Source organism: Paenibacillus baimaensis (assembly GCF_025567575.1).
On sequence record NZ_JAOQIO010000113.1, the window covers coordinates 71,187 to 95,377 of the forward strand.

19 protein-coding genes are annotated in these 24,191 nt (G+C 47.8%); 12 read left to right on the forward strand and 7 right to left on the reverse strand.

Translation table 11 applies throughout. The annotated features are described in order from the left end of the window. Nucleotides 1–64 precede the first annotated feature (64 nt). The 4 genes from OB236_RS33505 to OB236_RS33520 all read left to right on the forward strand — a co-directional run bounded on the left by OB236_RS33505 (nucleotide 65) and on the right by OB236_RS33520 (nucleotide 4,900). The gene (locus OB236_RS33505) at nucleotides 65–1,819 is read left to right on the forward strand and encodes an ABC transporter ATP-binding protein (protein ID WP_262687926.1); all 1,755 of its coding nucleotides are present in this window, start codon (nucleotides 65–67) and stop codon (nucleotides 1,817–1,819) included. A gap of 254 nt (nucleotides 1,820–2,073) precedes the next feature. Then, nucleotides 2,074–4,041, forward strand: coding sequence for an ABC transporter ATP-binding protein (locus OB236_RS33510; RefSeq protein ID WP_262688029.1), 1,968 nt, complete (start codon nucleotides 2,074–2,076; stop codon nucleotides 4,039–4,041). 349 nt (nucleotides 4,042–4,390) lie between these two features. After that, entirely contained in the window at nucleotides 4,391–4,594 is a 204-nt protein-coding gene (locus OB236_RS33515; protein ID WP_076235817.1) for a cold-shock protein, read from the forward strand. 75 nt (nucleotides 4,595–4,669) lie between these two features. Next, the gene (locus OB236_RS33520; protein WP_076235816.1) at nucleotides 4,670–4,900 is read left to right on the forward strand and encodes a cold-shock protein; all 231 of its coding nucleotides are present in this window, start codon (nucleotides 4,670–4,672) and stop codon (nucleotides 4,898–4,900) included. A gap of 118 nt (nucleotides 4,901–5,018) precedes the next feature. Here OB236_RS33520 and OB236_RS33525 read toward each other — a convergent pair whose 3' ends face one another. Next, nucleotides 5,019–5,234: a CsbD family protein gene (locus OB236_RS33525; protein ID WP_076235815.1), complete on the reverse strand. Its 216-nt coding sequence runs from the start codon at nucleotides 5,232–5,234 to the stop codon at nucleotides 5,019–5,021. A 188-nt stretch (nucleotides 5,235–5,422) separates the two neighbouring features. Between OB236_RS33525 and OB236_RS33530 the strand changes: the two genes are divergently transcribed. From OB236_RS33530 to OB236_RS33540, 3 genes are read left to right on the forward strand one after another with little or no spacing between them, the layout of a single operon-like run. Further along, nucleotides 5,423–7,171: an ABC transporter ATP-binding protein gene (locus tag OB236_RS33530; RefSeq protein WP_262688030.1), complete on the forward strand. Its 1,749-nt coding sequence runs from the start codon at nucleotides 5,423–5,425 to the stop codon at nucleotides 7,169–7,171. A gap of 52 nt (nucleotides 7,172–7,223) precedes the next feature. Continuing rightward, on the forward strand, nucleotides 7,224–7,898 hold the full coding sequence (locus OB236_RS33535; protein ID WP_076235814.1) for a response regulator transcription factor: 675 nt from the start codon (nucleotides 7,224–7,226) through the stop codon (nucleotides 7,896–7,898). After that, complete coding sequence (locus tag OB236_RS33540; protein WP_262687928.1) at nucleotides 7,895–8,980, forward strand: sensor histidine kinase; 1,086 nt, start codon at nucleotides 7,895–7,897, stop codon at nucleotides 8,978–8,980. Before OB236_RS33535 ends, OB236_RS33540 begins: the two co-directional genes overlap by 4 nt. 19 nt (nucleotides 8,981–8,999) lie before the next feature. On the opposite strand, the gene OB236_RS33545 is transcribed toward OB236_RS33540, so the two are convergent. Further along, nucleotides 9,000–10,553 (reverse strand): diguanylate cyclase, encoded by a 1,554-nt coding sequence (locus tag OB236_RS33545; RefSeq protein ID WP_262687929.1) that lies wholly within the window; start codon nucleotides 10,551–10,553, stop codon nucleotides 9,000–9,002. Between the two features lie 219 nt (nucleotides 10,554–10,772). Then, on the reverse strand, nucleotides 10,773–12,029 hold the full coding sequence (locus OB236_RS33550) for an NAD(P)/FAD-dependent oxidoreductase (protein WP_262687931.1): 1,257 nt from the start codon (nucleotides 12,027–12,029) through the stop codon (nucleotides 10,773–10,775). A gap of 276 nt (nucleotides 12,030–12,305) precedes the next feature. On the opposite strand from OB236_RS33550, the gene OB236_RS39880 reads away from it, so the two are divergent. Then, nucleotides 12,306–13,727: a M23 family metallopeptidase gene (locus tag OB236_RS39880; RefSeq protein ID WP_317259406.1), complete on the forward strand. Its 1,422-nt coding sequence runs from the start codon at nucleotides 12,306–12,308 to the stop codon at nucleotides 13,725–13,727. Nucleotides 13,728–13,754: 27 nt separating this feature from the next. On the opposite strand, the gene OB236_RS33560 is transcribed toward OB236_RS39880, so the two are convergent. Continuing rightward, nucleotides 13,755–14,327, reverse strand: coding sequence for an MFS transporter (locus OB236_RS33560; protein WP_262687932.1), 573 nt, complete (start codon nucleotides 14,325–14,327; stop codon nucleotides 13,755–13,757). A 282-nt stretch (nucleotides 14,328–14,609) separates the two neighbouring features. Here OB236_RS33560 and OB236_RS33565 point away from each other — a divergent pair, with 282 nt between their 5' ends. Next, nucleotides 14,610–15,812, forward strand: coding sequence for an MFS transporter (locus OB236_RS33565; protein ID WP_076235808.1), 1,203 nt, complete (start codon nucleotides 14,610–14,612; stop codon nucleotides 15,810–15,812). Between the two features lie 23 nt (nucleotides 15,813–15,835). Then, complete coding sequence (locus OB236_RS33570; RefSeq protein WP_262687933.1) at nucleotides 15,836–16,738, forward strand: aldo/keto reductase; 903 nt, start codon at nucleotides 15,836–15,838, stop codon at nucleotides 16,736–16,738. Nucleotides 16,739–16,870: 132 nt separating this feature from the next. On the opposite strand, the gene OB236_RS33575 is transcribed toward OB236_RS33570, so the two are convergent. Beyond that, nucleotides 16,871–18,343, reverse strand: a complete 1,473-nt coding sequence (locus OB236_RS33575; RefSeq protein WP_262687935.1) for a PAS domain-containing sensor histidine kinase — start codon at nucleotides 18,341–18,343, stop codon at nucleotides 16,871–16,873. A gap of 475 nt (nucleotides 18,344–18,818) precedes the next feature. On the opposite strand from OB236_RS33575, the gene OB236_RS33580 reads away from it, so the two are divergent. Both OB236_RS33580 and murI read left to right on the forward strand, forming a co-directional pair. Next, nucleotides 18,819–19,544 carry a 3D domain-containing protein gene (locus OB236_RS33580; RefSeq protein ID WP_262687937.1) on the forward strand — a complete coding sequence of 242 codons (726 nt, stop codon included), beginning with the start codon at nucleotides 18,819–18,821 and terminating at the stop codon, nucleotides 19,542–19,544. Between the two features lie 156 nt (nucleotides 19,545–19,700). Then, the gene (gene murI, locus OB236_RS33585; RefSeq protein WP_076235804.1) at nucleotides 19,701–20,480 is read left to right on the forward strand and encodes a glutamate racemase; all 780 of its coding nucleotides are present in this window, start codon (nucleotides 19,701–19,703) and stop codon (nucleotides 20,478–20,480) included. 141 nt (nucleotides 20,481–20,621) lie between these two features. Here murI and OB236_RS33590 read toward each other — a convergent pair whose 3' ends face one another. Together OB236_RS33590 and OB236_RS33595 are read right to left on the reverse strand one after the other, a co-directional pair. Continuing rightward, the gene (locus tag OB236_RS33590; protein WP_262687938.1) at nucleotides 20,622–22,202 is read right to left on the reverse strand and encodes a response regulator; all 1,581 of its coding nucleotides are present in this window, start codon (nucleotides 22,200–22,202) and stop codon (nucleotides 20,622–20,624) included. A 29-nt stretch (nucleotides 22,203–22,231) separates the two neighbouring features. Continuing rightward, on the reverse strand, nucleotides 22,232–24,016 hold the full coding sequence (locus tag OB236_RS33595; RefSeq protein WP_179097653.1) for a cache domain-containing sensor histidine kinase: 1,785 nt from the start codon (nucleotides 24,014–24,016) through the stop codon (nucleotides 22,232–22,234). Nucleotides 24,017–24,191 lie beyond the last annotated feature (175 nt).

The following is a 24,191-nucleotide window of genomic DNA, read 5'->3' on the forward strand; positions in this document are numbered from 1 at the left end:
TTATATAAGGCGCATCGCATACGAGCGGTGTGCTTTTTTGTATTTAGAGATAGGAGAGTGACTTATGATTGATGTGCTGCACAAGCTGGGATGGTTTTTTAAGCTGGAGCGCAAGCGGTATACCGTGGCGATTATCCTGCTCACCCTGGCAGGTATTCTGGAAATTATCCCGCCGATGCTGGTCGGGCGTACAGTGGACCTGATTCAGCTCGGACAAGTGACATGGCAAAGCATTACGATGACGCTGCTTCAGCTGGCGAGTATTCTGGTAGGTGTTTATGTGCTGGCGTACTTTTGGCATTATCAATTATTTGGGGGTTCCTTTGTAGTTGAACGCATGATGAGGTCAAGGCTGATGAGTCATTTTCTGAAAATGACACCAACGTTCTATGAACGGAACCGGACTGGGGACTTGATGGCACGCACGACCAACGACTTGAAAGCTGTCGCACAAACGGCCGGCTTCGGGATATTGACGTTTATTGATTCCACCTTGTGGATGGCTACCCTGCTTGTCACGATGACCGTGTTTGTATCATGGAAGCTGACGCTGGCCTCGATTATACCGCTCCCGATTATGGCGATTCTGGTCAGCCTGTACGGGAAGTGGATTCATCAGCGCTTTATGGACGCGCAAAATGCTTTTGGACATATGAACGATGAGGTGCTGGAAACGATCTCCGGTATCCGCGTAATCCGCGCCTACACCCAGGAGCGTGAGGCAGAGCGGGATTTTGCCAATATTACGCAGGATGTGCTGGATAAAAATTTGGCAGTTGCCCGAATCGATGCTTTATTTGAACCGACAATCAAAATATTGGTGGGAGCCAGCTACCTCATTGGTCTGGGCTATGGGGCTTATCTGGTTTATCATAATGAGCTGACGATTGGTGGTCTGGTCTCCTTTAATGTCTATCTCGGGATGCTGATCTGGCCGATGTTTGCCATCGGTGAGCTCATTAATGTGATGCAGCGGGGCAATGCCTCCCTTGATCGTGTACACGAAACATTGGGTTATAAGCCGGATGTTCCGGAGCCTATGGCGAGTGAGACAACAGGAGTTGAGCAGCCTGGGCAAATTGAATTCAACCATGTGACCTTTCGTTATCCGTCTTCCTTATCGGACAATCTGAGGGATATCTCGTTTAAGTTGAAGCAGGGCAATACGCTTGGCATTGCGGGTCGCACGGGCAGCGGCAAAACCACGCTCATCAAGCAGCTGCTGCGGGAGTATCCGGCCGGTCAGGGGTTAATCTCCATCTCGGGTATAACCATTGAACAATTGGATATGGATCAGTTGAAATCGTGGTACGGGTATGTGCCGCAGGAGCCCTTTTTATTTTCCAGAACGATTCGAAACAATATTTGCTTTGGTAACGATATCGCAGAAGAGGAATTGGATCGTGCTCTCCATGCAGCGGCACTCAGTAAGGATTTGGCTTATTTGCCGAATGGACTGGAGACGTTGGTGGGGGAAAAGGGTGTTGCTTTGTCTGGTGGACAAAAGCAGCGTGTATCCATTGCCCGAGCGCTTATTAAAAATCCGCCTATTCTGATGCTGGATGATGCATTGTCTGCCGTAGATGCGCGGACGGAGGCGGAGATTATTTCCAACGTCCGTTCACTGCGAGCTGATCAGACGACGATTATTGCGACCCATCGTTTGTCGGTCATTCGACATGCCGAATGGATTATCGTATTGGATTCAGGACGAATTATCGAGCAAGGCACACATGAACAACTGATGCAGCTGCAGGGCTGGTATCAGGAGCAGTATGAACGGCAGCAGTTCGAAGCCGAAGGAACCGAAGGCGGGTGATCAAAATGAGCTTGGACAAGGAACGTAATGCGAAGAAAACGAACAGCACTAATGATACAGAGGGAGAGCTAGCCCAAGAAACGCAGGCTGGCAGCTCTGAGCCATATGGCACACAGCCTCCTATCAAGGACAAACCGCAGCCGGATGGAACTGATCTCTTGCTGGAGCTGGATAAGGAACCGCCCAAGGGCAGTAAAACGGCGACGATCCGAAGGCTTATCGCCTATGCCTTTCATTATAAAAAGCAGCTGCTGATGGCGCTGATTATGCTGTCGGTCGCCGTAGGTACGGACCTGGCGGGACCGTTCATAGCCAAACGGATTATCGATGTGCACATTTCCGGTATCAGCAAGCCTTGGTATACGACGGGAGTGGAAGGACCGTACACGGTTGCTTTTGAGGGTGTCTTGTACAAAAGAGCGGATCACTTTGCAGTGAATGAAGCTCATGGCGGCGAGGTGCGAGTGCTCCAGGTCGGCAAGGATTATTACTTTATCGCGGAGCCGGTCAAGGCAGATGGTTTGCGAAGCATGACGACTGAAGGGAGGATTTCGATTGACAGCGGCACGAATGTCAGCACCTATCCCGCAAGAAGACTGAATACCGGGGAGCTTTTCCGCTTCTTCGAGCCGGAATTCGGTGGATTGATTCGCTTGTGCGGGTTTTATCTCGGTTTGCTTGTGGTATCGGCTCTGTTCTCTTATGGACAGCGTTATTTCCTGCAAGCTTCAGCTAACCGGATTATTCGCCGCATGCGGACGGATGTGTTCGGGCAAATTAATCGGCTGCCGATTCGTTATTTCGATAATCTGCCTGCAGGCAAGGTCGTATCGCGTGTCACGAATGATACCGAAGCGATCCGCGAGCTGTATGTGACAGTGCTGGCGAACTTTTTTACAGGAACGATTTATATGGCTGGAATTTTTCTGGCATTGTTCCTGCTGGATGTGCGGCTGGCGGCGATTTGTCTGTTTATCCTTCCACTGCTCGTGCTGTGGATTTACGTATATGGCAAATTTGCCAAGCGTTACAACCGGATTATCCGCGCGGCGGTCAGCGAGATTAACGGGATCGTGAATGAATCGATTCAGGGGATGCCGATTATTAAAGCTTTTCGCAAGGAAAAAAAGATGAGCAATGAGTTTGAAGCGTTCAACACCGAGCTGTATAAGTATCAAAACAAGCTGCTGAGCCTAAACTCATTAACCGGACATAATCTGGTCGGAGTACTCCGTAATTTGGCGTTCCTCTCACTCATTTGGTATTTTGGCGGGATGTCTTTAAGCGGACCGGAGCATGTGATCACGCTTGGGGTGATGTATGCCTTCGTGGATTATTTGAATCGATTGTTCAACCCGATTGTCAACATCGTGAACCAGCTTCCCAATCTGGAGACGGCTCTCGTCTCCGCGGAGCGGGTGTTCGAGCTGCTGGATGTAGAAGGAACCGACGTAGCAGACGGCAAGATGGACCGCTATCAAGGTCATGTGCGATTTGACGATGTATGGTTCGCCTACAAGGAGGGTGAATACGTACTGAAGGGCATATCCTTCGAGGCGATGAAGGGGCAGACGGTGGCGTTCGTCGGGCATACCGGCTCCGGGAAAAGCTCGATCATGAACCTGCTGTTCAGGTTCTATAACGCGGAGAAGGGCGCCATCACGATAGATGGGATGGACGTAAACCGCCTGCCTCAGCAGACGCTGCGTGAGCATATGGGGATTGTGCTGCAGGATCCGTATTTGTTTACTGGTACGATAGCCTCCAATGTGTCCTTGGATGATCCTTCCATATCGAGGCAGCAGGTGGAAGCAGCCCTGGAAGCTGTTGGTGCCAATCGTCTGCTTGAGCATTTGCCTCAAGGCATTGACGAGCCTGTTATTGAAAAAGGCAGCACGCTTTCTTCGGGACAGCGGCAGCTAATCTCGTTTGCACGCGCACTTGCCTTCAATCCGGCGATTCTGATTCTGGATGAAGCGACCTCGAACATTGATACGGAGACGGAGACCGTCATTCAAGAAGCATTGGAAGTTGTGAAGAAAGGGCGCACGACCTTCGTGATTGCCCATCGATTGTCAACGATCAAAAGCGCCGATTTGATTCTGGTGCTGGACCGTGGACAAATCGTCGAGCGTGGGTCTCATGATAGCCTGATGAGTCAACGCGGCAAATATTATCAGATGTACCGTATTCAGCAGGGCGAGCTGCTGCCCTCAATTTGATTTAAGGATGAATCCATCCGGGAATTGTTAATTTCGAAGTAGAGCAGGGGGCAGATTGCTGCCCCTTTGCCCATTGATTTCGACGTATTTGACAAGAACACTTCGCTAGAAATGCTGACTGAAGTGCGACTGGAAGAGATGGAAATAATTTATATTTATTAAATCGCCAACCACAACTTGCTATCCTTAATTATGTGTGGTAAGATGAACTTAATAAAGAATCCGTAACCAATATTCACATATTGCAAAGGGTTATCATGCAAGATGGAACCTTTCGCAATGTGTGAATTTTTTATTTGTGGTAAACAATAAAAACAGCATGTTAATAAAATTTTGGAGGTCATTACACATGGCACAAACAGGTACAGTTAAATGGTTTAACGCAGAAAAAGGATTTGGTTTTATCGAAGTTGAAGGTGGAAACGATGTATTCGTACATTTCTCCGCAATCACTGGCGAAGGCTTCAAGTCTTTGGACGAAGGTCAACAAGTAGAATTCAACGTTGTTCAAGGCAACCGTGGACCACAAGCTGAGAACGTTGTAAAATTGTAATTTAAAAAGCTTTACAAGCTGCCCTTAACCTACGTTGGGGGCAGATTTTTTTTGAGATCATCGAGGAGGCTCATCATGTATTTTCGAAAAAAATCGACTGAGGATATCCCTTTGGAAAATATCGCGATTTGGTCATGCGAGAATGAATCCTGCATGGGATGGATGCGAGATAATTTTGCGTTCGAATCGGCGCCTGTCTGTAGCTCGTGTCAAGCCCCTATGGTCAGTGGTATGAGAATGCTGCCTATGCTGTCCAATACGAACAGTAATTTCAAATCGCTCAAAAAAGGTGTTCAGATTTCGTAGTCTTCGATCAGATGGTGTCATTCTTGACGCTTGCTCATAATAAAGAAGGATCGCTCCAATAGGGCGATCCTTCTTTGCATTGCAAAAGCAAAAGTAAACAGGTATCGAAAATCGTGTTTTACACGGTAGTTTTGGAATCATAGCTGGAGGACCACTCATGGTATTCCTTCTCAGCTCGGGCTTTTTCATAGCCATAGCGCTCCTGAATTTTACCGATCAGCTTTTCGCGCTCACCGTCAATAACATCCATATCATCATTCGTCAGCTTCCCCCATTGCTTCTGGGTTTCGCCTTTGATTTGCTTCCATTTGCCTTTAAATACGTTGCTGTCCATCGTAATCACTCCTTTTATAGTTTGAATGGATCACCTTGCTGCTCAAGATACTATTACCCGTAAGCAGCTTTTATTAATCATGATGGGGTAACTGGGGCAGATGTGGAATTGTCGTTTACATTGTGTTTATATAAATAGGGTATGTTCTTCTTAACGAATCCAGATGGATAGGGAAAGGTTGATATATGATGAAGCAAGCAAACGGGACCAGTGGCTGGAGAGAGTTCATCCAGCTGATCTGGCAGACGAAGCCGCCGCTCCTGCTCATGGGTATTGCGCTCGCAATGAGCATGGGCTCTACATTGGTTGGATTAAGTATTCCGCTATTCACCAAAAATTTGGTCGATAGCTTTTCACTGGCCTCACTAGATCGAATTCATATCATTGGTTTGGCTGCGGCTTTTATTATGCAGGCGGTTGCTGCGGGTATCTCGATCTATTTGTTGAACCGTGCGGGTCAGACGGTGGTTGCATCACTGCGGGATCGGCTGTGGAAAAAGCATTTGCATTTGCCGATCGCCTACTATGATAAGAATCAAACCGGGGAGATGATCAGCCGGATCATTAATGATACTGGTATCGTCAAAGGGTTGATCACAGAGAATTTGACCAATCTCATAACAGGCTCGATCTCGATCATTGGCGCAATAGGGGTACTGCTGTATCTCGATTGGAAAATGACGCTGCTAATTATAATGGTCATTCCGCTCTCCATGCTGTTCCTAATGCCGTTGGGACGCCGTATGTACAAGATATCCAAAGGCTTGCAGGAGGAAACGGGCAAGTTCAATGCCGTGCTGGGGCGGGTATTGACTGAGATCCGATTGGTGAAGGTATCGAACGCAGAACGGGTTGAATACGACAACGGCAAGCAGGGGATCGATCATTTATTCCGATATGGCTTGCGTGAGGGCAGGATTCAAGCGTTCATTGCACCGCTGATGTATTTTGTGCTGATGTTGTTGTTCGTGACCATCGTTGGCTATGGGGGGCTGCGGGTATCCTCAGGCGAGCTGACGTCTGGAGATTTGGTAGCCTTTCTGTTGTATTTGTTTCAGATCGTCATGCCGATTACGCAGGTATCGAACTTCTTTACGCAGTTTCAGAAAGCGATGGGTGCTACTGAACGGATTATTGCGACCTTAAAGGTAAATGAAGAAGTGCTGGACAGTGGCGTTACCTTGCAGGACAGTCAGCGGGCGATTCGGCTGGAGAAGGTATCGTATGCCTACGAGTCCGGGGAGCCTGTGCTCAAAGATATAAGTCTGACGGTCGAGCCGGGTAAGGTGACGGCCATTGTCGGACCGAGCGGCGGTGGTAAAACGACGCTATTCTCACTGCTGGAGCGTTTCTATGAGCCACAGAGCGGGATAATTCGGATGGGCACGGAATCCGTCAATGAGATGTCCCTGAAGTCATGGCGAAGCCAGATCGGTTATGTATCTCAGGAAAGTCCGTTGATTGCCGGTACGATCCGCGATAATATTACGTACGGTACGGAGCGGGAAATCAGCGAGCAGGAATTGCAGCAGGCGGCGCGATTAGCCTACGCCGATGTATTCATAGATGAGCTGCCCAAACAGTACGAAACTGAGGTTGGGGAGCGGGGGATCAAGCTTTCCGGCGGGCAGCGGCAGCGAATTGCGATCGCAAGGGCACTGCTGCGTGATCCACAGATTTTGATGCTGGATGAGGCTACGTCCAGTCTGGACAGCATGTCAGAAGTTGTTGTGCAGAAGGCCTTGAAAAATGTGATGCAGGGCCGAACAACCATTGTGATTGCCCACCGGTTATCGACCGTGGTGGATGCCGATCAGATCGTATTTATCGAGAAGGGCAAAGTGACGGGCAGTGGCACACATGAAGAACTGTATCAGTCCCATTCGCTGTATCGCGACTTTGCCGATCAGCAGCTGCGTATGCAGCCATTGGTTTAAAACGAGAGGAATCTGTGTCTGATGAGCCTGATGACAAGGGAGGAGTATCACGATGCCTGTGATATTAGTTGTTGATGATGATCCGCATATCCGCGAGCTGGTGCGCCTGTTTTTGCAGCGGGCAGGATTCGATGTGCTGGAGGCCGCTGATGGGCGAGAAGCCCTCCTCAAGCTGGAGGGAGCCAAGGCGGATATGGTGATTCTGGATATTATGATGCCGAATATGGATGGCTGGGAGCTGTGCAGAGAGCTGAGGGAGCACTACGATATGCCGCTTTTAATGCTGACCGCCAAAGGTGAAACGACTCATAAGGTGAAAGGCTTCGAGCTTGGAACCGACGATTATTTGGTTAAGCCATTCGAGCCTGCCGAGCTTGTAGCGAGGGTGAAGGCGCTCTTGAAGCGGTACCGGGTAGCGGCTTCCCAGGAGGTGCAGATTGGTACGCTGTACATGAATCGTCATACGTTCGAGGTAAGGCTTGGAGATCAAGCTTTGACGCTGCCCTTAAAGGAGTTTGAGCTGCTGTTCAAGCTGGCCAGCTATCCCGGTCGAACCTTGTCACGGGAGCAGCTGATCGAGGACATTTGGGGTTACGATTTTCAAGGAAACGAACGTACACTTGATGTGCATATTAACCGCATCAGAGAGCGATTTACAGATGGGGATCCATTATTCAAAATCAGCACGATCCGCGGGCTGGGGTACAGGCTGGAGGGTGAAAGGTGAAGAAGGAGAGGCTGCGGCATTTTGCAAAGGGCGTGCTGGGTACGCTTGTGGCACTGCTGACTGAGGTGTCCTGTTGTGCTCTGGCGTATGCGATTACCTCCTGGTTTTATGCGTATAGGGGTATAGAGGTACCGGACCTGATCAGTCAGCTCATTAACGTGGCGCTGGGATCGATGTTCGCGATATCTATTATTCTCATCATCGGCTTCACAACAAGGCCCAAGCAGATGCACTTTATTCATGTTGTGATGGAGGCTATGAGGCAAATAAGTCAAGGGAATTTTAATGTCAGTCTGGACAAGACGAGCCGCCATCAAGGTCACTTCGAAGTGTTCGTCGACAGCATCAACCATATGGCGCAGCAATTAAAGCATATGGAGGCCATGCGCCAGGAATTTATCTCCAATGTATCGCACGAAATCCAATCACCGCTTACGAGCATCAACGGCTTTGCGCAGGCGCTGCAGCAAGATCATCTTAGCGAGGATGCGAGAAGGCATTATTTGCACATTATCGAGACAGAGAGCAGGCGCTTATCCAGGTTAAGCGACAACCTGCTGAAACTGACCTCGCTGGAATCTGAGCATTATCCTTACAGCCCTGGGCGGTATCGGCTTGATAAACAGCTGCGCAATCTGGTATTAGCCTGCGAGCCGCAATGGCTCAGCAAAAAGATCGACATGGACGTATCGCTGGTTGATATGGAGATTGTCGCAGATGAGGAGCTGTTGAGTCAGGTATGGGTTAATTTATTGTATAACAGTATCAAGTTTACACCGGATGGCGGTACGATTACGGTTCGCTTGGAGAAGGAACAGGATCAAGTTCTAGTCAGCATTTCCGATACCGGTATCGGGATTGCCGAAGAGGATCAGACACGAATCTTCGAACGTTTTTTTAAAGCGGATGTATCAAGGAACCGATCGGTCAGCGGCAGCGGACTGGGCTTATCTATCGTGCACAGGATTATAGAGATGCATCAAGGAGCGATTACTGTAGGGAGCAAGCTGGGGACAGGAACGACCATTACTGTTAAATTGCCGGAGACAGCAGAACAACCACAACCGCAATCCCCGGAATAAGGGAGGTCAAGAACAGGCCTTAAGTGAAGCTTCTGACCTGATTCCGCCCCTCCTGCTTAGCCTGATACAGAGCCTTGTCCGCCTTACTGATCAATGATTCCTTGTCCATCTGCGGATAAGGAATCATCGTGGCTACTCCAACACTAATTGTCACGACGCTCTTTATCGACGAGCCTTTATGCTGAATGGCTTCCGCTTCAACCGCTTCTCTAATTCTCTCTGCGATCAGAAAGGCATCCTGTCCATTCGTTTGAGGTAAAATAATTCCAAATTCTTCACCGCCATAACGCGCGACAAAATCAGGCTTTCGGTAAAGTGATTTTTGGGCTATGGAAGCTACCCGTTTCAAGCAAAAATCACCGCCCAGATGACCATAGGTATCGTTATACAGCTTGAAATAATCAATATCAAACATAATTAAGGATAACGCCTCCGAGCTGCGCTCCGCTCTTTTCCACTCACGTTCCAAATTTTCCTCAAAGGATCGTCGATTGGCAATTTCCGTTAACCCGTCAATCATGGATAGCTGGTGCAAAATACGGTTGGCCTCCAGCAGTTTTTCCTCCGCCTGCTTCTTTTCCGTAATATCCGTACCTATGCCCAGATAACCGGTAATTTGATGATCCTGATCTTTAATGGAGCTGACAATCATATTGACATGCAGGTGGCTCCCGTCTTTGCGTACGTAGGTCCATTCTTTTTGTTGAGAGTCCGAATGTTGGGAGAAATCGACCAGGACCTCAAATCCTTCAATCGGACGCTTGTGCAGACGACTTAATTGCTCGCTGTACTCCTGTATTTCGGATGGCAGGTGCAGTACATAAGGTGTATGCTTGCCAATCAACTCTTCCGCCTGATACCCGAAAAGTCGTTGTGCTCCTGTGTTGTAGAGATGAATAATACCTTTGGTATCCGTTGCGATAATGGCGACATCTTGTGCAGCATGGAGAAGCGTATCATATAACGTAAACAGGCTGCGGTAGCGTTGTTCGTTTTGTTCAACCGTAACGAGCAATTGATCGGACTTTTCAAGAAAGCGGATCAAATAAGCCGCCAGCAGGCCGCTGGCTAACACCATAGGCAAATAACAGGGCAATATTTCAGCGCTTTGTGCGGGTAACAGGATAGTGACAGATGATATCGCAAGCAGCATATTTAAGGAAATCGAGCCTAACCATGCCTTCCAATAATGGGTTACTTTTCGAAAAATCAGTACAGATACGAAGGAAACCACTAGGGCGTTGAATGTCCCCATAAGGGAGGAAGGGTTGATGCCTCCAAACAGCAGTAAGCGTCCAATCGATATGATCAACGTCGTTATCAGGGAAGAATAAAGGCCGCCAAAATAGGCAGAAACGACGATTGTATTGTTCCTGAAATCAAAAAATGTCTGAGGTGAAACACTCACACTAAAATACATAAGTACAACGCCGAACAGTCCATGTAGGACACCGACCTTGACTTTATTGGACAACGACGAGGATCGGGCTGTTGGTTGGAGTTTGAATAATCGGCTGGAGAAAAAAAGAAAAGTTGTCAGGAGCGCCAAATTGGATAATAATGTCTGGATCATAGCTGCAGCCACCTATCGTTGATGTAAGTAAATTTCACAGATATTGGAACTTATTCGACATGTTTCGCTTATATCCTCCGTTATTTTTCTGTTTTCTCAAATAAATTAATAATGGCAGAAAGTGCTGCAAAGTGGTTGATTAACTAACATAAAAAAGAGACGATGCCGGATACGGCATGTCTCGGATGAATGTGAAAGCCAGCTTTTTGTGACTTGTGTTTAAATGGTATTGACGGCAGAGCTGTTTGGATGGGGAGGACGTTCAGGTGAGAGCAGAGCAAGCATAGGTTGCTCCAGCCCTAAGATGCGGTTACGCAGCATCTCTGCAGCGATCATACTGTAGACCGTGCCATTGCCTCCGCAGGACAACGCATGAAAAATTCCGGGCTGCTCGGAAGTTTCTCCGAGAAAAGGAAGATCATCCGACGATTCGCCGAAGGTTCCACACCAAGCGTACTCAGCCTCCCATTGTTTATCGGGAAATAGTCCCCTAAGCTCTTCAAGCAGCAGCCTGGTGCGATTAAGCAGATAGTTTGCTTCGGATACCGGATCGGCTTGATCCTCATCCATACCGCCTGCAATAATTCTCCGATCGGGTGTGGTCCGGAAATAAAAGTAGGGACGTGCTGTTTCCCACATCATACAATCGTAAGGCCACGAAGCGGGTAGTGAATTTGCAGGGGTGACCAGAGCATAGGAGCGTTTGAGGATCGGCTTGATGCGTGAGGAGCTTTCAATTCCCGGGACATCGCTGACGGCGCGTACAACACGACTGGCGATAATTTCGCCAAAATCTGTCGTAATCACGAACTTGTCACCCATTCGTTGGACGCCCTCTACTACGGTGTTTTCATAGATATGTGCGCCTTTATGTGCAGCCTCGGCAATTAAACCGTGAGCAAATCGGATCGGATTGATTTCTGCATCCCCATGTGTCACGAGTGCGGCGGGTTTACGGATCGGCAGGTGGTGGCCTGTATTATGCGGTGAGCCCCATTCGACAGGAAAGCCGTGCTTTCGCAGCATCGAATATTCCTTGAACAATCGCGGAACATCGCTGGATGTACTGGCACAGTACAAGCTGCTGCGTACATGAAATCCTGTATCGTAGGGGATTTCATCCGCGAGCTTGTACAGACGGGTTAAAGCTTTACGACATTCTCCATAAAACTGGACAGCGTCCGTTTCACCAATTTTATCGGCAAGCTCGCTTAACATTTTATCATTCGAAAACTGCAGCAGCCCTGTATTCGCGGCCGTACTTCCTGAAGCTACACGCTGACTCTCAACCAATACGGCCGGAATGCCGGCTCTTGCCAGGACAGCTGCACATAATGCACCTGTGATGCCGCCCCCAATAATAGCAACCTCGGTCGTGATATGTCCTTGTAAAGCCGGATAGCTGGGTACATGCGACAAAGTTGTCGGCCAGTAGAGGCTGCCGCTGTGTAATTTGTGGGAATTGTTGATTTGCATCGTAAGTCCCCCCTCTTCATTAATGGTAATCATCTATAATAGCTGCCAAGTGGTAGGAAATGTAATGGATACATACAACTTTTAACCATTTCTCTCACTTACTGAAACTATTTTCATGAAAAATACTTGACAAAATCTACTTTTATATGCTTGCACCTTCATGAGGGTTGTACAAGAAGTCATGGCAACCGAAATGGGAATATCGTAATATAGAGGAAGGGAAATCGGAAACAGCGGGTGAAGAGCCTTTTCCGCAGGTGAGGAGAGATAACGAAGATGAAGCTTGAGAGAAAAGCCGTACACAAGCGTGCCGCCGGGAAGCCTTCAATCCGATATCGGATAGGTTTAGGGGTATTGAGTGTATTGGTATGTGCGGCTGTCATAGTATGGTTTCGGTCCCCGGTAATGGCACCAGATGCGAGCGGCTCCGTTACGGCGGTTAACCCCAAAGCCGAGGTTAAGAAACGGGAATTGCTCGATTTTCACATGGATAACTTGACTCAGGGCTGGGTCCGTTACACCGATGGAATGATGACTACCAAGGATGGCGGTGTCCATTGGCTGACGTCTGCGTCCGATTCTTCTACTCATGCTGTGTTGTCTTCAGAGTCCGTTGTTGTTAGTGATGAGACGGTAAGCTGGATGAGTGGCAAGGAGCAGAATCCGTCTGTCATACATGTACAGTCCACAGATTACAAGGTGCTCAAATCGCAGTTTCTGACCCGCAATGTAGGTTGGGTACAGCTGGAGAATGGGACGAATGCAGAGGCGCCGCTGTGGGTGACGATTGACGGGGGTGCGACCTGGCATCCTAAGGTGACTGCGGATATAGCCAAGGAAATGGATGCGGAGCGTGTGCGAATACAGGCAGCTGTGAAAGAGGCGGCTTTCTATAATGAGCAGGAAACCGCACAAAAGGCCATGGAGGCCCAGTGGGCGGTGCTGCCGGAAACAGCCTCACCAGGGGATGTGGTACTCGTACGGCATGGACAGCCGGGAGAAATCACATGGGAAGGGAAGACCTATAAGCTGGAGCCCTTCGGTGCAGGCTATTTCACTTATTTGCCGATGTCGCTTGCGATCAAGCCGGGCAGCTACCCGATTGGTGACAGCATGCTAACCATCAAGGCCAAAAAGTTCCAAACTCAATACCTGCAGGTCACCAAGCAAATGGAAACCATGAAGCAGGAAACCAAACGTATTGATGAGGATCAGAAGAAAATCGATAAAGCACGGAGTGAGTCTCAAGGCGAGTTTCTGTTCAGCACGAACTTTATTAAGCCGATAGAAGGGATTTTAACAACACCCTATGGCTATACCCGTTATGTGAATGGGAAATTCGATAGCAGTCATCGCGCGCTAGATCTCGCAGCCAAGGAGGGTACGCCGATCAAAGCGACGAATGATGGCATAGTTGCCTTGTCGGAGCTGCTCTATTTAACAGGAAACTCGATTTACATCGATCATGGCATGGGCTTGTTTTCGCAATATGCGCATTTGTCCGAGCTCCGCGTGAAGGCTGGGGATCATGTGAAGCAAGGGGATATCATCGGACTTGTAGGCACTACGGGTTTCTCCACCGGACCGCATCTTCACTTTACATTTTGGGCTCATAATGTGCCGGTCAATCCGGATCTGTTTTTCGATACAACTCCATTTCACTGGCTGCCAGCACCGGGTGCTAACCCCCCGCAGTGAAACGGATAGAGGGATGAATTGTAGTTGCTATTGCGTTAAGTTCTGCTTGGTTGTGACCGACTTTGGTGTGTGCAGAATTTCAGCAGGTAATGCAGCTCGTGAATTGGAGTCTAGAAGCACCTGCGGATCAGTAAAGTGCTGAAGCTGTTCCGCAGTAGTGCCAGTCATGGACGGGCTTAATGTGCCCAATCCTGCAGCCATTTGCTGAGTAAGCAGCACTCCGAGCACGCTGACACCGATGGTTCCTCCAATGGATCTGAAAAATTGCGAGGATGATGGTTCAACTCCGCGCAGTGCGGGTACAACGGCATTTTGTGCAGATGTTCCAAGCACCGGATATATAGCTCCCATACCAAGCCCGGTTACAATCATATACAGTACGATCTCCAATCGTGTCGTTTCCAGATGCATATGACTCAGCAAAAGGAACCCGATTGCCATCAGGATCAGACTGGGGACGAGAATCACCCGATACGAAGCTTTGCTCATTAACCGTCCGCTTAACGTGGAGGTAACGGCTGCAGACAGCATAAGCGGTGTTAAAATATAACCGGCTATGGATGGGCTTACGCCTATGACTCCTTGTATAAATATTTCCATATTAGACTTACTTTCAGCTATATTTACATAAATGCTTATTTGAAAAAAATCCTCTGCTATCCACCCGCCGTTATACTACGCCTTCTGTATCAAGTCCTTTCCAATACCCCTCACACCCGATATGTAATTGCCCAAGTGCATGATGTAGTCAATTCATAGTTACCCATGCGTAACTTGCAATATTATCCATACCAACTGATCATTATTTCAGCTCTTCCTTCCATCGGTTATATTAGGTATGATTCGAGGTAATAGATCATAGCTTTACCGAAAGGAGACCGCATGACTTCGGCAGCTGCCCCACGTTCTTACCGTATTCCCTTGTTTTGTGCCGTGACGTTATTATTCTGGTTTTCGATGTACACCTGTGTGCCGATATTGACAGCCTATGTGGAGGAGCTAGGTGCCTCGCATAAAATGGCCGGCCTGATTGTCGGTATGTACGGCTTCAGCCAAATGCTGCTGCGTATCCCAGTAGGGATTATGTCCGACCGATTTCACAAAAGAAAGCTGTTTATTACATTTGGGCTCTTATTCTCGGTGCTGGCAGGGGCAGGTATTCTGGTGACTAACAGTGTGACCTGGATTTTGATCCTGCGTGCATTGGCGGGCGCAGCGGCTGCGACCTGGGTTGATTTTACAATCCTGTTTACCAGCTATTACAAGAAGGATGAAACGACCAAGGCAATTGGTACGATCAGCGTCTATAACACATTGGGGCAAATGCTCGGCATCTTGTGCGGTGGCTGGTTTGCTGACACGTACGGCTGGGAATCGTCATTCCTGATAGGTGCGGTTGTCGGAATGATCGGTATGGCCGGATCTTTCTTTCTCATTGAGAAGTTTGATGATAACGCACAAAAGATTACCGCCCGCGGCGTCATGGAGGTCGCAAGTGACCGCACACTGCTGGTCGTTTCGTCGCTCGCCATTTTATTTCAAATTTTGACCTTTGCAACCGTTTTCGGTTTTACACCGGTGTACGCCCAGTCGCTTCATGCAACGAAGCTCGATATGGGGCTGCTGACGTTCTTTTCTACGTTTCCAACGGCTGTAGCTGCATGGGTAGGAGGACGCCATCTGGCGCAAAAGTTCGGGGATCGATCGATTATTATTTTCGGTTTCGTGCTTAACGGGGTTTTCAGCATGATGATTCCGTTTACGTCGGATTTGGGGTGGCTGATCTTCACACAAGCGATTGCCGGATTTGGCAGAGGTTTGGCGACACCCATTTTGATGTCACTCAGCATCAAGCATATGCATCCGGATAAGCGCGCGACGGCAATGGGATTTTATCAGGCCATTTACGGATTTGGGATGTTCGTCGGGCCGTTTTTTATGGGGGTTGCAGGTGATTGGCTGACGTTAAAGGAAGGCTTTGTCATTATAGGGGCACTTGGCTGTGCATCTGCGGTGTTGACTCACTATTTATTAAGGCAAAAGCCAGTACCACAAAGTGCCGACAGCAAATCAATATCTAACTAATCTGAAACGGAGAGATGACTTCTATGGAAAAAAGAAGATTCGGCAAAACAGATATGTTTGTTAGCGTGTTGGGCTTTGGCGGTGCAGAAATCGGCTATCAGCAGGCTTCCCTATCCACGGTGGAGCGGCTGCTCGGCAGCGCATTGGACGCAGGATTGAATGTAATCGACACTGCAGAATGCTATAAATCCAGTGAGGAGCTTATCGGCCAAGCGGTCAAGCATCGCAGAAATGACTACTATTTATTTACCAAATGCGGGCATGCCTCAGGCTTCGACGCCAAGGATTGGGACCCCAGGATGCTGGCCGACAGCATCGACCGCAGCTTACAACGGTTGCAAACGGATTATGTGGATCTGATTCATTTGCACAGCTGCTCCGAGGCGATATTACGCGATGGTGAAGTCATTGCCGTCTTACAGCGTGCACAGGAAGCAGGGAAAACCCGTTATATCGGTTACAGTGGTGATGGACAGGCGGCATTGTATGCACTCCAGTGCGGAGCCTTCGACAGTCTGCAAACCTCAGTCAATATCGCGGATCAACAGGCTATTGAGCTAACGCTGCCAGAAGCCGTGGTCAGACAGGTAGGCGTTGTGGCCAAACGGCCGATAGCGAATGCGGCATGGATGTCCGGCAGTGAAAAGCCCAAGGAGGCCTATCACCATACGTATTGGGAGCGGCTGCAGCAGCTAAATTACGATTTCTTGAAGCAGGACGCAGCAGAGGGGATCGAACAAGCACTGCGGTTTACATTAAGTCAGCCAGCGGTGGCCACTGCTATTGTCGGCACGACCAAGCCTGACCGTTGGCTGCAAAATGCCGCTCTCGCTGATAAAGGAGTTCTCACGAATGCACAATTGCTATCGATACGTGCGCGTTGGAACGAGGTAGCGGCTGGTAAAGAGTGGGTAGGCCAGGGTTAATAAAGCTTAAAGCATTGAAATAGTATGCTGGACGTAGATACACCTAAAGACCATCCTTCTACATTGTAGAAAACATGGTCTTTTTTTTGCGCTCCCAGGATATTGAATGGAGTCCTTCATTCATCTCATCGTCTACAAAGTAATGAGAACCACAGTTCCGTGGTTCTCTTCGGATTGTAAAGTCAAGGTACCGCCATGCTTTTCCACAATAGTTAAACAAACCGCTAAACCAAGTCCCGTGCCTTTCTCCTTAGTCGTATAAAAGGGTTCAAATAACTGAGCCATTTTGGCTTCTGGTATGCCGCATCCCGTATCTGAAATTTGTAAAGCAACCTTACTCTCATTCTCCCTAGTGACGATGGTGAGGGTTCCACTCACATCCATCGCTTCCATTCCATTACGTATGATATTCAGAAGCAGCTGCTTAATCTCCTTATCGTCCAGAAGCAGGTCACTTATCGATTCGTCCAGGTCGAGCACCATCGTATGTCCTTGCAGATTGGCCTCTGCCGATAGGATCGGATAGAGTGTATGGATAATATCGTTAAGATTGCACATCTTTCTCTCAATCGTACGGTTTTTGGACAGCGCCAGGAAGTCGCTGATGATCTCATTAGCCCTATCTAGCTCATCCAGAATGATAGGATAATAGCCTTGTGGATCTGAGGTGTGTTTTTCACTGAGCAGCTGAATAAACCCGCGAATGGTCGTTAGCGGATTTCTGATTTCATGTGCAATACTTGCCGCGAACTGACCGATTGTAGATAGCTTGTCCGTTCTGTCCAACAGTTCATTCTGCTGCTCTCTCAGCTGTTCTAATTTCTTTTTATCTGTGATGTCTTCAATTTGTGAAATAAAATATAAAGGTTTTCCCGCTTCATTGTGAACCAGTGATACGCCGAGTAATGCCCATACGATCGATCCTTGCTTATGTATGTATCTTTTTTCCAAAAAATAATGGCAAGCGATTCGGTTTTTAAGTCGATCCATCGAATTTAAGTCTGTTTCTAAATCGTCCGGATGTGTAATATCCTTAAGACCTAGTTCCAGTAATTCCTGCTTGGAATAACCGATGATGCTGCAGAGGGTTCGATTCACCTTGAGACACTTTCCGTTTAAATCGACAATCGCCATCCCGATAGGTGCATGGTCAAAAGATCTCCGAAAGCGCTCCTCACTTTGGCGCAGCTCCTCTTCCGCCTCTTTTCGTTTAGTGATGTCCCTTCCGATGCTTATTATGTACTGAAGATCGCCTTCCTCATTTTTAATACTTTTAAAAGAGGATTCAAACCACACATAATTGCCATGCTTATGACGAAACCGGAAGATGAGTAAGCCACTCTCCTTGTTGACATCATAGGCTTGCAGCGCTTTCCTATCATCGGGGTGAACACAATCAAATGTTCTTGTTCCGATAAGCTCTGAAGTTTCATAACCAAGTAAAGTGTGAACAGCAGGAGAGATATATTTGCACAATCCATCCGGTGTATAGTAAGAGATTACATCGTAGGTGTTCTCGGTAATTAATCTGAATAATTCCTCAATTTCATACAGCCTTTTCTCGATGTTTGTATGACTAAATCTGTCCATAGGATTTGTTTCCATGTCTACTATTCCTCCACGTCTAGATGAATGCCAATGCGATATTGATGGTGGTTGCGAATACGCTTACAGGACTGTGTGATATATACGAACAAAGCCATACTTGAAAAACTATCTCTCTTAATAACTGCTTAGCAGCCTCACCTAAGATTTATGACTTGTAACTCTCATTTAATAATTATTTCGTTTCCTTGATGCAGGACCATTTTACCATTTTAAAAACATCTTGTCATGGTTCAGAAGCAAATAGCTGATCTTGGCGATACATGGATGTACTTGTGACAGGGTGTGTACAAATTGTGGATAATTTTGTGGATAACTGTGGAGAAGTCGAACAAACAGCGGTTTTTATGTGTGCATAACATTCGTTTTACATAATTAGGAAGGTTTATAGCTAATGAATTGGGGTAACTGTAGTCTAGTAAGTCTGAACTTATATGATTTACTATTTTGTTTGCCCCAAGGAGGAACCATTCGTATGTATCAAAGAAATATAAAGTCACTGTATGTTCTCATATTATTTATCTTACTGGGATGGAAATTGGACTTTCATTCTCATGCCAGCGGCATCTGGGAGCTGAACGCTGCTTCGTTGGCTGTACCTGATTCCAAGCCTGATCTACCTGTTCAAGGTCCCGTTTGGGAGCCAAGCCCAAAGTCTGAACTGAATGTGGGTATGCGGCCCATAGCACCGAAACGAATCATGTATCAGGTCAATGAGGGAGATACCCTTGAGCATATTGCGCAGCAGTTTGGTAATTCGGTGGAAACCCTGGCAATGGAAAATCAGCTGGAACCCTCACAGCTTCTCATTGTAGGTCAGCAACTGCATATACCATCCGCTGAAGCTGTGATCCCATTGCCGGATGATCAACCCAAGGTGATCAGTCAGGTGATGAATTCAACCTTAACGGCTTATACGGCAGGTGCGGAGTCTACAGGCAAGTCCGAGGGCCATCCTGAATACGGCATTACCTTTAGCGGAAGTAAAGCCGAGGAAGGGCGAACCATCGCTGTAGACCCGGCTGTGATCCCGATTGGCACTGAGGTGTTCATTGATGGAGTCGGTATTCGAACGGCTGAAGACACGGGATCAGCGGTACGCGGCGCCCGAATTGATGTGTATATGAATGATTTAGGAGAAGCCGTCAATTTTGGTGTGAAACGGAATGTGAAGGTGTATGTGCTGTCCGCAAGTCGTTAAGCATAAGCTGAAGCGGAGGAGCAATGACGAAATCATCCTTATGGTTTAAACAGCAGCTTGATTTGTGCAGTGTCTATTGGCTTTCCTGACAATAGGGGTATAATGTAATTTAGTGTTCCAAAAACAATTATATTCTTAAACGAATCAGGTGGAGAGATGAGAATAGCTTTTTTTGATTCGGGATTAGGCGGTATCACGGTTCTGCATGAAGGCATGAGACGCTTTCCCCAAGAGGATTTTTACTATTACGCAGATACGCTTCATGTTCCATACGGAACGAAGCCGAAGCATGAGGTTAAACAGTATATTTTTGAAGCGGTCGACAGGATGATGCAGCTGGATATTAAAGCGCTGGTTATCGCCTGTAACACAGCGACAAGCATTGCGATATCAGAGCTTAGAAGCGTCTACACCTCGATACCCATTATTGGTATGGAGCCGGCCGTAAAGCCGGCTGTACAGCTGAGCCGTGTGAACGGAAGGCGTGTGCTGGTGCTGGCGACGCCGCTGACACTGCGGGAGTCCAAATATATCGAGTTAGTGAACCGTATAGACGATCTCAGCATTGTGGATTCATTGCCGCTGCCTGAACTGGTCCAATATTGCGAGTCGCTGCAGTTTGATGAGGCCGTGATGACTGACTATTTCTCTGCCAAGTTTGCACCCTATGATCTGAATAACTATGGAACGTTAGTATTAGGCTGTACGCATTATCCCTTCTATAGACAGATTTTGCGGAAGCTGCTTCCCAAGCATATTCAAATTATCGACGGAAGCAGCGGAACGGTGAACCATCTGGCTGAGCTGTTAGTCAGCCACTCCTTGCTTGAGAACACGGGCTGTGCCGATGTACAATTTATTTGTTCCGATGATAGCCCGTCCTACTTGCAAAGAATGGAGCAGGCGCTCAACATTTATAGGACTCATCAAAGCTGATACAAGGCTGGTTTCACCCAAAGGTATCGTTGATGGTATAGTGTACAATTTCCTCAAGAGCCCCGAGATAGCAATCCATTCGCTGACAAAGCCCGTTGGGCCGTTTACGAGTATCAGTTATTCTATCAGGCAGGCGGAGTCTTAACTCTTCACCTGCTTAAATTCCGAAGGGGATATGCCGGTATATTTCTTAAAGCAGACGCTAAAATATTGCGGGTTGCGGTAACCAACCTTTTCGGCGACCTCATACGACTTGAGATCGGACATCCGCAGTAGCTCCATCGCTTTATTCATCCGTAGCTGGTAAAGGAAATCGCTGAAATTAATGTTCTTTTCCTTTTTGAAAATGATGCTTAAATAGGTGGGGCTGATGTGTACAACACTGGACACATCCTGGAGAGACAGCCCCTCTTGATCATAATGAAGCTCCATGTAGGCAACGGCACGATGGATAACCTTCTTCATCTGGTGGTCACGCTGATCGTTGACGATGGTGACGAGCTCGATGACAAGCTGGCGTATAGAGGCAAAGATTTCATAGACCGTTTGCATCTGCTGCTGCTTGGTGTAAACGGCATAGAAATCATCCAATTGCTTGGCCTGTTCCTCTAATTCCTTATACAGCAGTACCGTAATCTCTACACCAATCAGCCGCATTCGGGATAAGGAAACCGTGTGGCTCTTGATAATCGCCTGCTCCATGCTGCTCAATAAGGCAAGCGCCTCTCCCTCCAAGCCAAGCTTGACCTTAACGGCCAATTCCTTTTCCAGAACGTTCAATTCAACAGATTCCTTATGTGGAGCATCGCCGGTATCGGCTACGGTCAGGACACGATTGGTTCCTACTATATGCCGAAATTCAAGTGCAGAACGTGCGCCTTGATAAGAAAATGCAATTTCTGCAGCCTGCCCATAAGCGGACCCTATACCTGCGGTTACAGTGGTTTTCAAAAACTTCTCTACATTGCCGCGAATGGTCTCCGCAATCTCATAGGCATGCTGCTCGGCCTCTTCCTGTCCACCTTCGGTGCAAACAATGAGCACCACTTCATCCTCAAAGGAATTAAACACAAGCCCCCTGCCCAAGTTGGCCAGCGTTTCCTCGGACACGTTGAGTACACAATATTTAAGTACCTCTTTGCCGAAACGGTTCTGGTATTCAGGATAGCTGTAGTCATCAGCCTTCAGCAGAATCACTGCGTAGTGTGAGGCCGCAAGCTGAAGATCGAGAAAGTCGCTTCCGGAACCAATCTCCTTGGGCGTTAGCTTTCCGTCGATCAGCTTTTCGAGAAAGCGCTGCTTCAAAAGCGGCATGCCCTCGACGACTTTTTGCTTCATGGTGCACTCATATTCACGCTCCTTCATTGCCCGTTTGGCGGTTTCCAGCAATTTATCACTGTCAACGGGTTTCAGTAAATAGTCGAATACCTTCAGCTGCAGCGCTCGCTTGGCAAATTCAAAATCGTCATAGCTTGTCAGCATAATAATTTTGGTGTCCGGGTAATTCCTCACAACCTGCTCGGTCAGCTCAAAGCCGTCGACGAAGGGCATGCGGATATCGGTAATAATGAGATGAGGCCGCTGCTCGGCAATGAGCTTCAAGCCTTCCTCACCATCGGATGCGGAACCGACCAGCTCGAAGCCGTTCCCCTGCCAATCGATATTTTTGCTTAAACCGCGAATAATGATGACTTCGTCATCGATGATGGCTACTTTGTACATGTGGGGTTCGCGAGCCTCCTATCTGAAAGCTACTGCTTTCTAAATGTGACGATAGCTACGGTCCCTGTCTCGGGGCTGCTCTCATAGCTAAGGCCACAGGACGTGCCGTAATTCAGCTGCAGCCGCTTATGCACGTTGCACACGCCAAAGCCGACAGCTTCTTCGCCCTTCATCATGACCTCCTGCAGCGCACGCTTGATGTGTGCCAGCTGCTCAGCCGACATTCCCGGTCCGTTGTCCTCTACACGAATGACACCATTCTCGCCAAGGATCGTACCGACAATGCGAATGTGACCTTTCTTGCGGATCTGCTTCATACCGTGATAGATCGCGTTTTCAACGAGCGGCTGCAGCGTCAGCTTGACCATTTTAAAATCGAGCAGCTCAGGGTCGATCTCAATGCTGTACGTAAAGCTGTCGCCATAACGCATTTGCTGTATCGTAAAATAATGGTTGATATGCTCAATTTCCTGAGATACGGGAATAATTTCACTGCCTTTGCTGATCGAGATACGGAAAAAATCGGCGAGCGCTGACACCATTTGACTGGCTTCTTTTTTTTCGTCCATTTCGATCAGATGCTTGATGGAATAAAGCGTATTGTATAAAAAATGTGGCCGAATCTGAAATTGCAGCGCTGCCAGCTCAGCTGAGCGTTTCTTTTCCTGTTCTTCCTCAACCTGGACAAGCAACTGCTGGATCCGCTTGAGCATATCGCGCATGCCGCGGTTGAGCACGCCAATTTCATTGTTCGGATATTCCTTGAATTCGATATCGAGGTGGCCTTCTTCGATTGTATTGATTTTGCGGGTTAATTGAATAATCGGCTTCGTTATATAGTTGGCCATGACGTTGGAAAAGAGGACCACGATCACGAACAAAATGGACATGACTGCCAAGCTGAGGTATTTGATATAGCTGACCTTGTCCAGCAGCTCTTCCTTTGGAATAACGGCGGCGATTTTCCATCTGTTGATTCGGAGTGTATCATAGACGACCAGCATTTCTTTGCCGTATTCGTTGGTTATGGTCATTTGTCCAGACGGCTGCTTCGTTTGCAGGATTTGAGGCTGCAGATCGGCATCCTTGATATCGTATTTGTCGGCAATTTTTTTGTAGGAGATCAAACCGTCCTCGCTCACGAGACAGAGATAGCCATTATTACTGATAGTTGGCGTAGTCAGGATCGTCTTGAAAAAGGAGTCCTTGATATTAAAAAGAATAATGCCTTTGCTGTGATCTACGTCTTTACCGAGCAGCTTATACAGGCTGACGACCTTGCCGTTGTAATTTTTATTTAACGATGCCGCAACCGGATCGGTATGCAGGGTCAGCCAATGGATCACGGAGGTGGGATCGGTTGCCTGCCGAAGCTTGTAAGGCTCAAGAGAAATTCCGACCTGTACGGTCAGATCATCCTTTCTGTAAAATGCAGGGCGGTCATAATTGTAATAGAGCAGAGTCGAGTCGATCAAGGCACGGTCGGGAAAAGCACGGTTCAGTGCTTTGTTCAACAATAAATAATCATCAGAGTGCAGCTGGTATTCGGGGTTCTGAGTACGTATCGTAATATCGGATAAATCGGAATCGCTGTCAAGAATAGTCAGACTGGTAACCACATCCGTTAGTTTATCGTTCAAAAAGCTTTGGGTTTGCGATACGGTATCGGAAATACTCGTAAATGCATTTTGCTGCAGTTGGTCGGAAGCGAGCAGGTACGAGAACAAGCCGGTAATAAAGACGAACAATGTCATAATCGGGATAAATAATCGCAAAATGGATGATTTCAGTGAACGGTTGCGAATGAACGACAAGGCTAATCCCCCCATGGTTTCATGATAGCATAAGGCCTGATTAAATAGAGGGTTTAAAATGGGAAAAACAACCAAGCCGTAGAACAACGTCGACATCTACCCGGGAGAAGGGAGTTGCAGCGCTGTTCCAAAAGGTTGGCTTGGCAGCATTCAGCTTATTTTTTTTGACATGTAT

What these genes read in the sequence shown, in the direction of transcription:
- OB236_RS33505 (WP_262687926.1), top strand. Translation starts at nt 65, where the DNA reads ATGATTGATGTGCTGCACAAGCTGGGATGGTTTTTTAAGCTGGAGCGC.
- OB236_RS33510 (WP_262688029.1), top strand. Translation starts at nt 2,074, where the DNA reads ATGGCGCTGATTATGCTGTCGGTCGCCGTAGGTACGGACCTGGCGGGA.
- OB236_RS33515 (WP_076235817.1), top strand. Translation starts at nt 4,391, where the DNA reads ATGGCACAAACAGGTACAGTTAAATGGTTTAACGCAGAAAAAGGATTT.
- OB236_RS33520 (WP_076235816.1), top strand. Translation starts at nt 4,670, where the DNA reads ATGTATTTTCGAAAAAAATCGACTGAGGATATCCCTTTGGAAAATATC.
- OB236_RS33525 (WP_076235815.1), bottom strand. Translation starts at nt 5,234, where the DNA reads ATGGACAGCAACGTATTTAAAGGCAAATGGAAGCAAATCAAAGGCGAA.
- OB236_RS33530 (WP_262688030.1), top strand. Translation starts at nt 5,423, where the DNA reads ATGAAGCAAGCAAACGGGACCAGTGGCTGGAGAGAGTTCATCCAGCTG.
- OB236_RS33535 (WP_076235814.1), top strand. Translation starts at nt 7,224, where the DNA reads ATGCCTGTGATATTAGTTGTTGATGATGATCCGCATATCCGCGAGCTG.
- OB236_RS33545 (WP_262687929.1), bottom strand. Translation starts at nt 10,553, where the DNA reads ATGATCCAGACATTATTATCCAATTTGGCGCTCCTGACAACTTTTCTT.
- OB236_RS33550 (WP_262687931.1), bottom strand. Translation starts at nt 12,029, where the DNA reads ATGCAAATCAACAATTCCCACAAATTACACAGCGGCAGCCTCTACTGG.
- OB236_RS39880 (WP_317259406.1), top strand. Translation starts at nt 12,306, where the DNA reads ATGAAGCTTGAGAGAAAAGCCGTACACAAGCGTGCCGCCGGGAAGCCT.
- OB236_RS33560 (WP_262687932.1), bottom strand. Translation starts at nt 14,327, where the DNA reads ATGGAAATATTTATACAAGGAGTCATAGGCGTAAGCCCATCCATAGCC.
- OB236_RS33565 (WP_076235808.1), top strand. Translation starts at nt 14,610, where the DNA reads ATGACTTCGGCAGCTGCCCCACGTTCTTACCGTATTCCCTTGTTTTGT.
- OB236_RS33570 (WP_262687933.1), top strand. Translation starts at nt 15,836, where the DNA reads ATGGAAAAAAGAAGATTCGGCAAAACAGATATGTTTGTTAGCGTGTTG.
- OB236_RS33575 (WP_262687935.1), bottom strand. Translation starts at nt 18,343, where the DNA reads ATGGAAACAAATCCTATGGACAGATTTAGTCATACAAACATCGAGAAA.
- OB236_RS33580 (WP_262687937.1), top strand. Translation starts at nt 18,819, where the DNA reads ATGTATCAAAGAAATATAAAGTCACTGTATGTTCTCATATTATTTATC.
- murI (WP_076235804.1), top strand. Translation starts at nt 19,701, where the DNA reads ATGAGAATAGCTTTTTTTGATTCGGGATTAGGCGGTATCACGGTTCTG.
- OB236_RS33590 (WP_262687938.1), bottom strand. Translation starts at nt 22,202, where the DNA reads ATGTACAAAGTAGCCATCATCGATGACGAAGTCATCATTATTCGCGGT.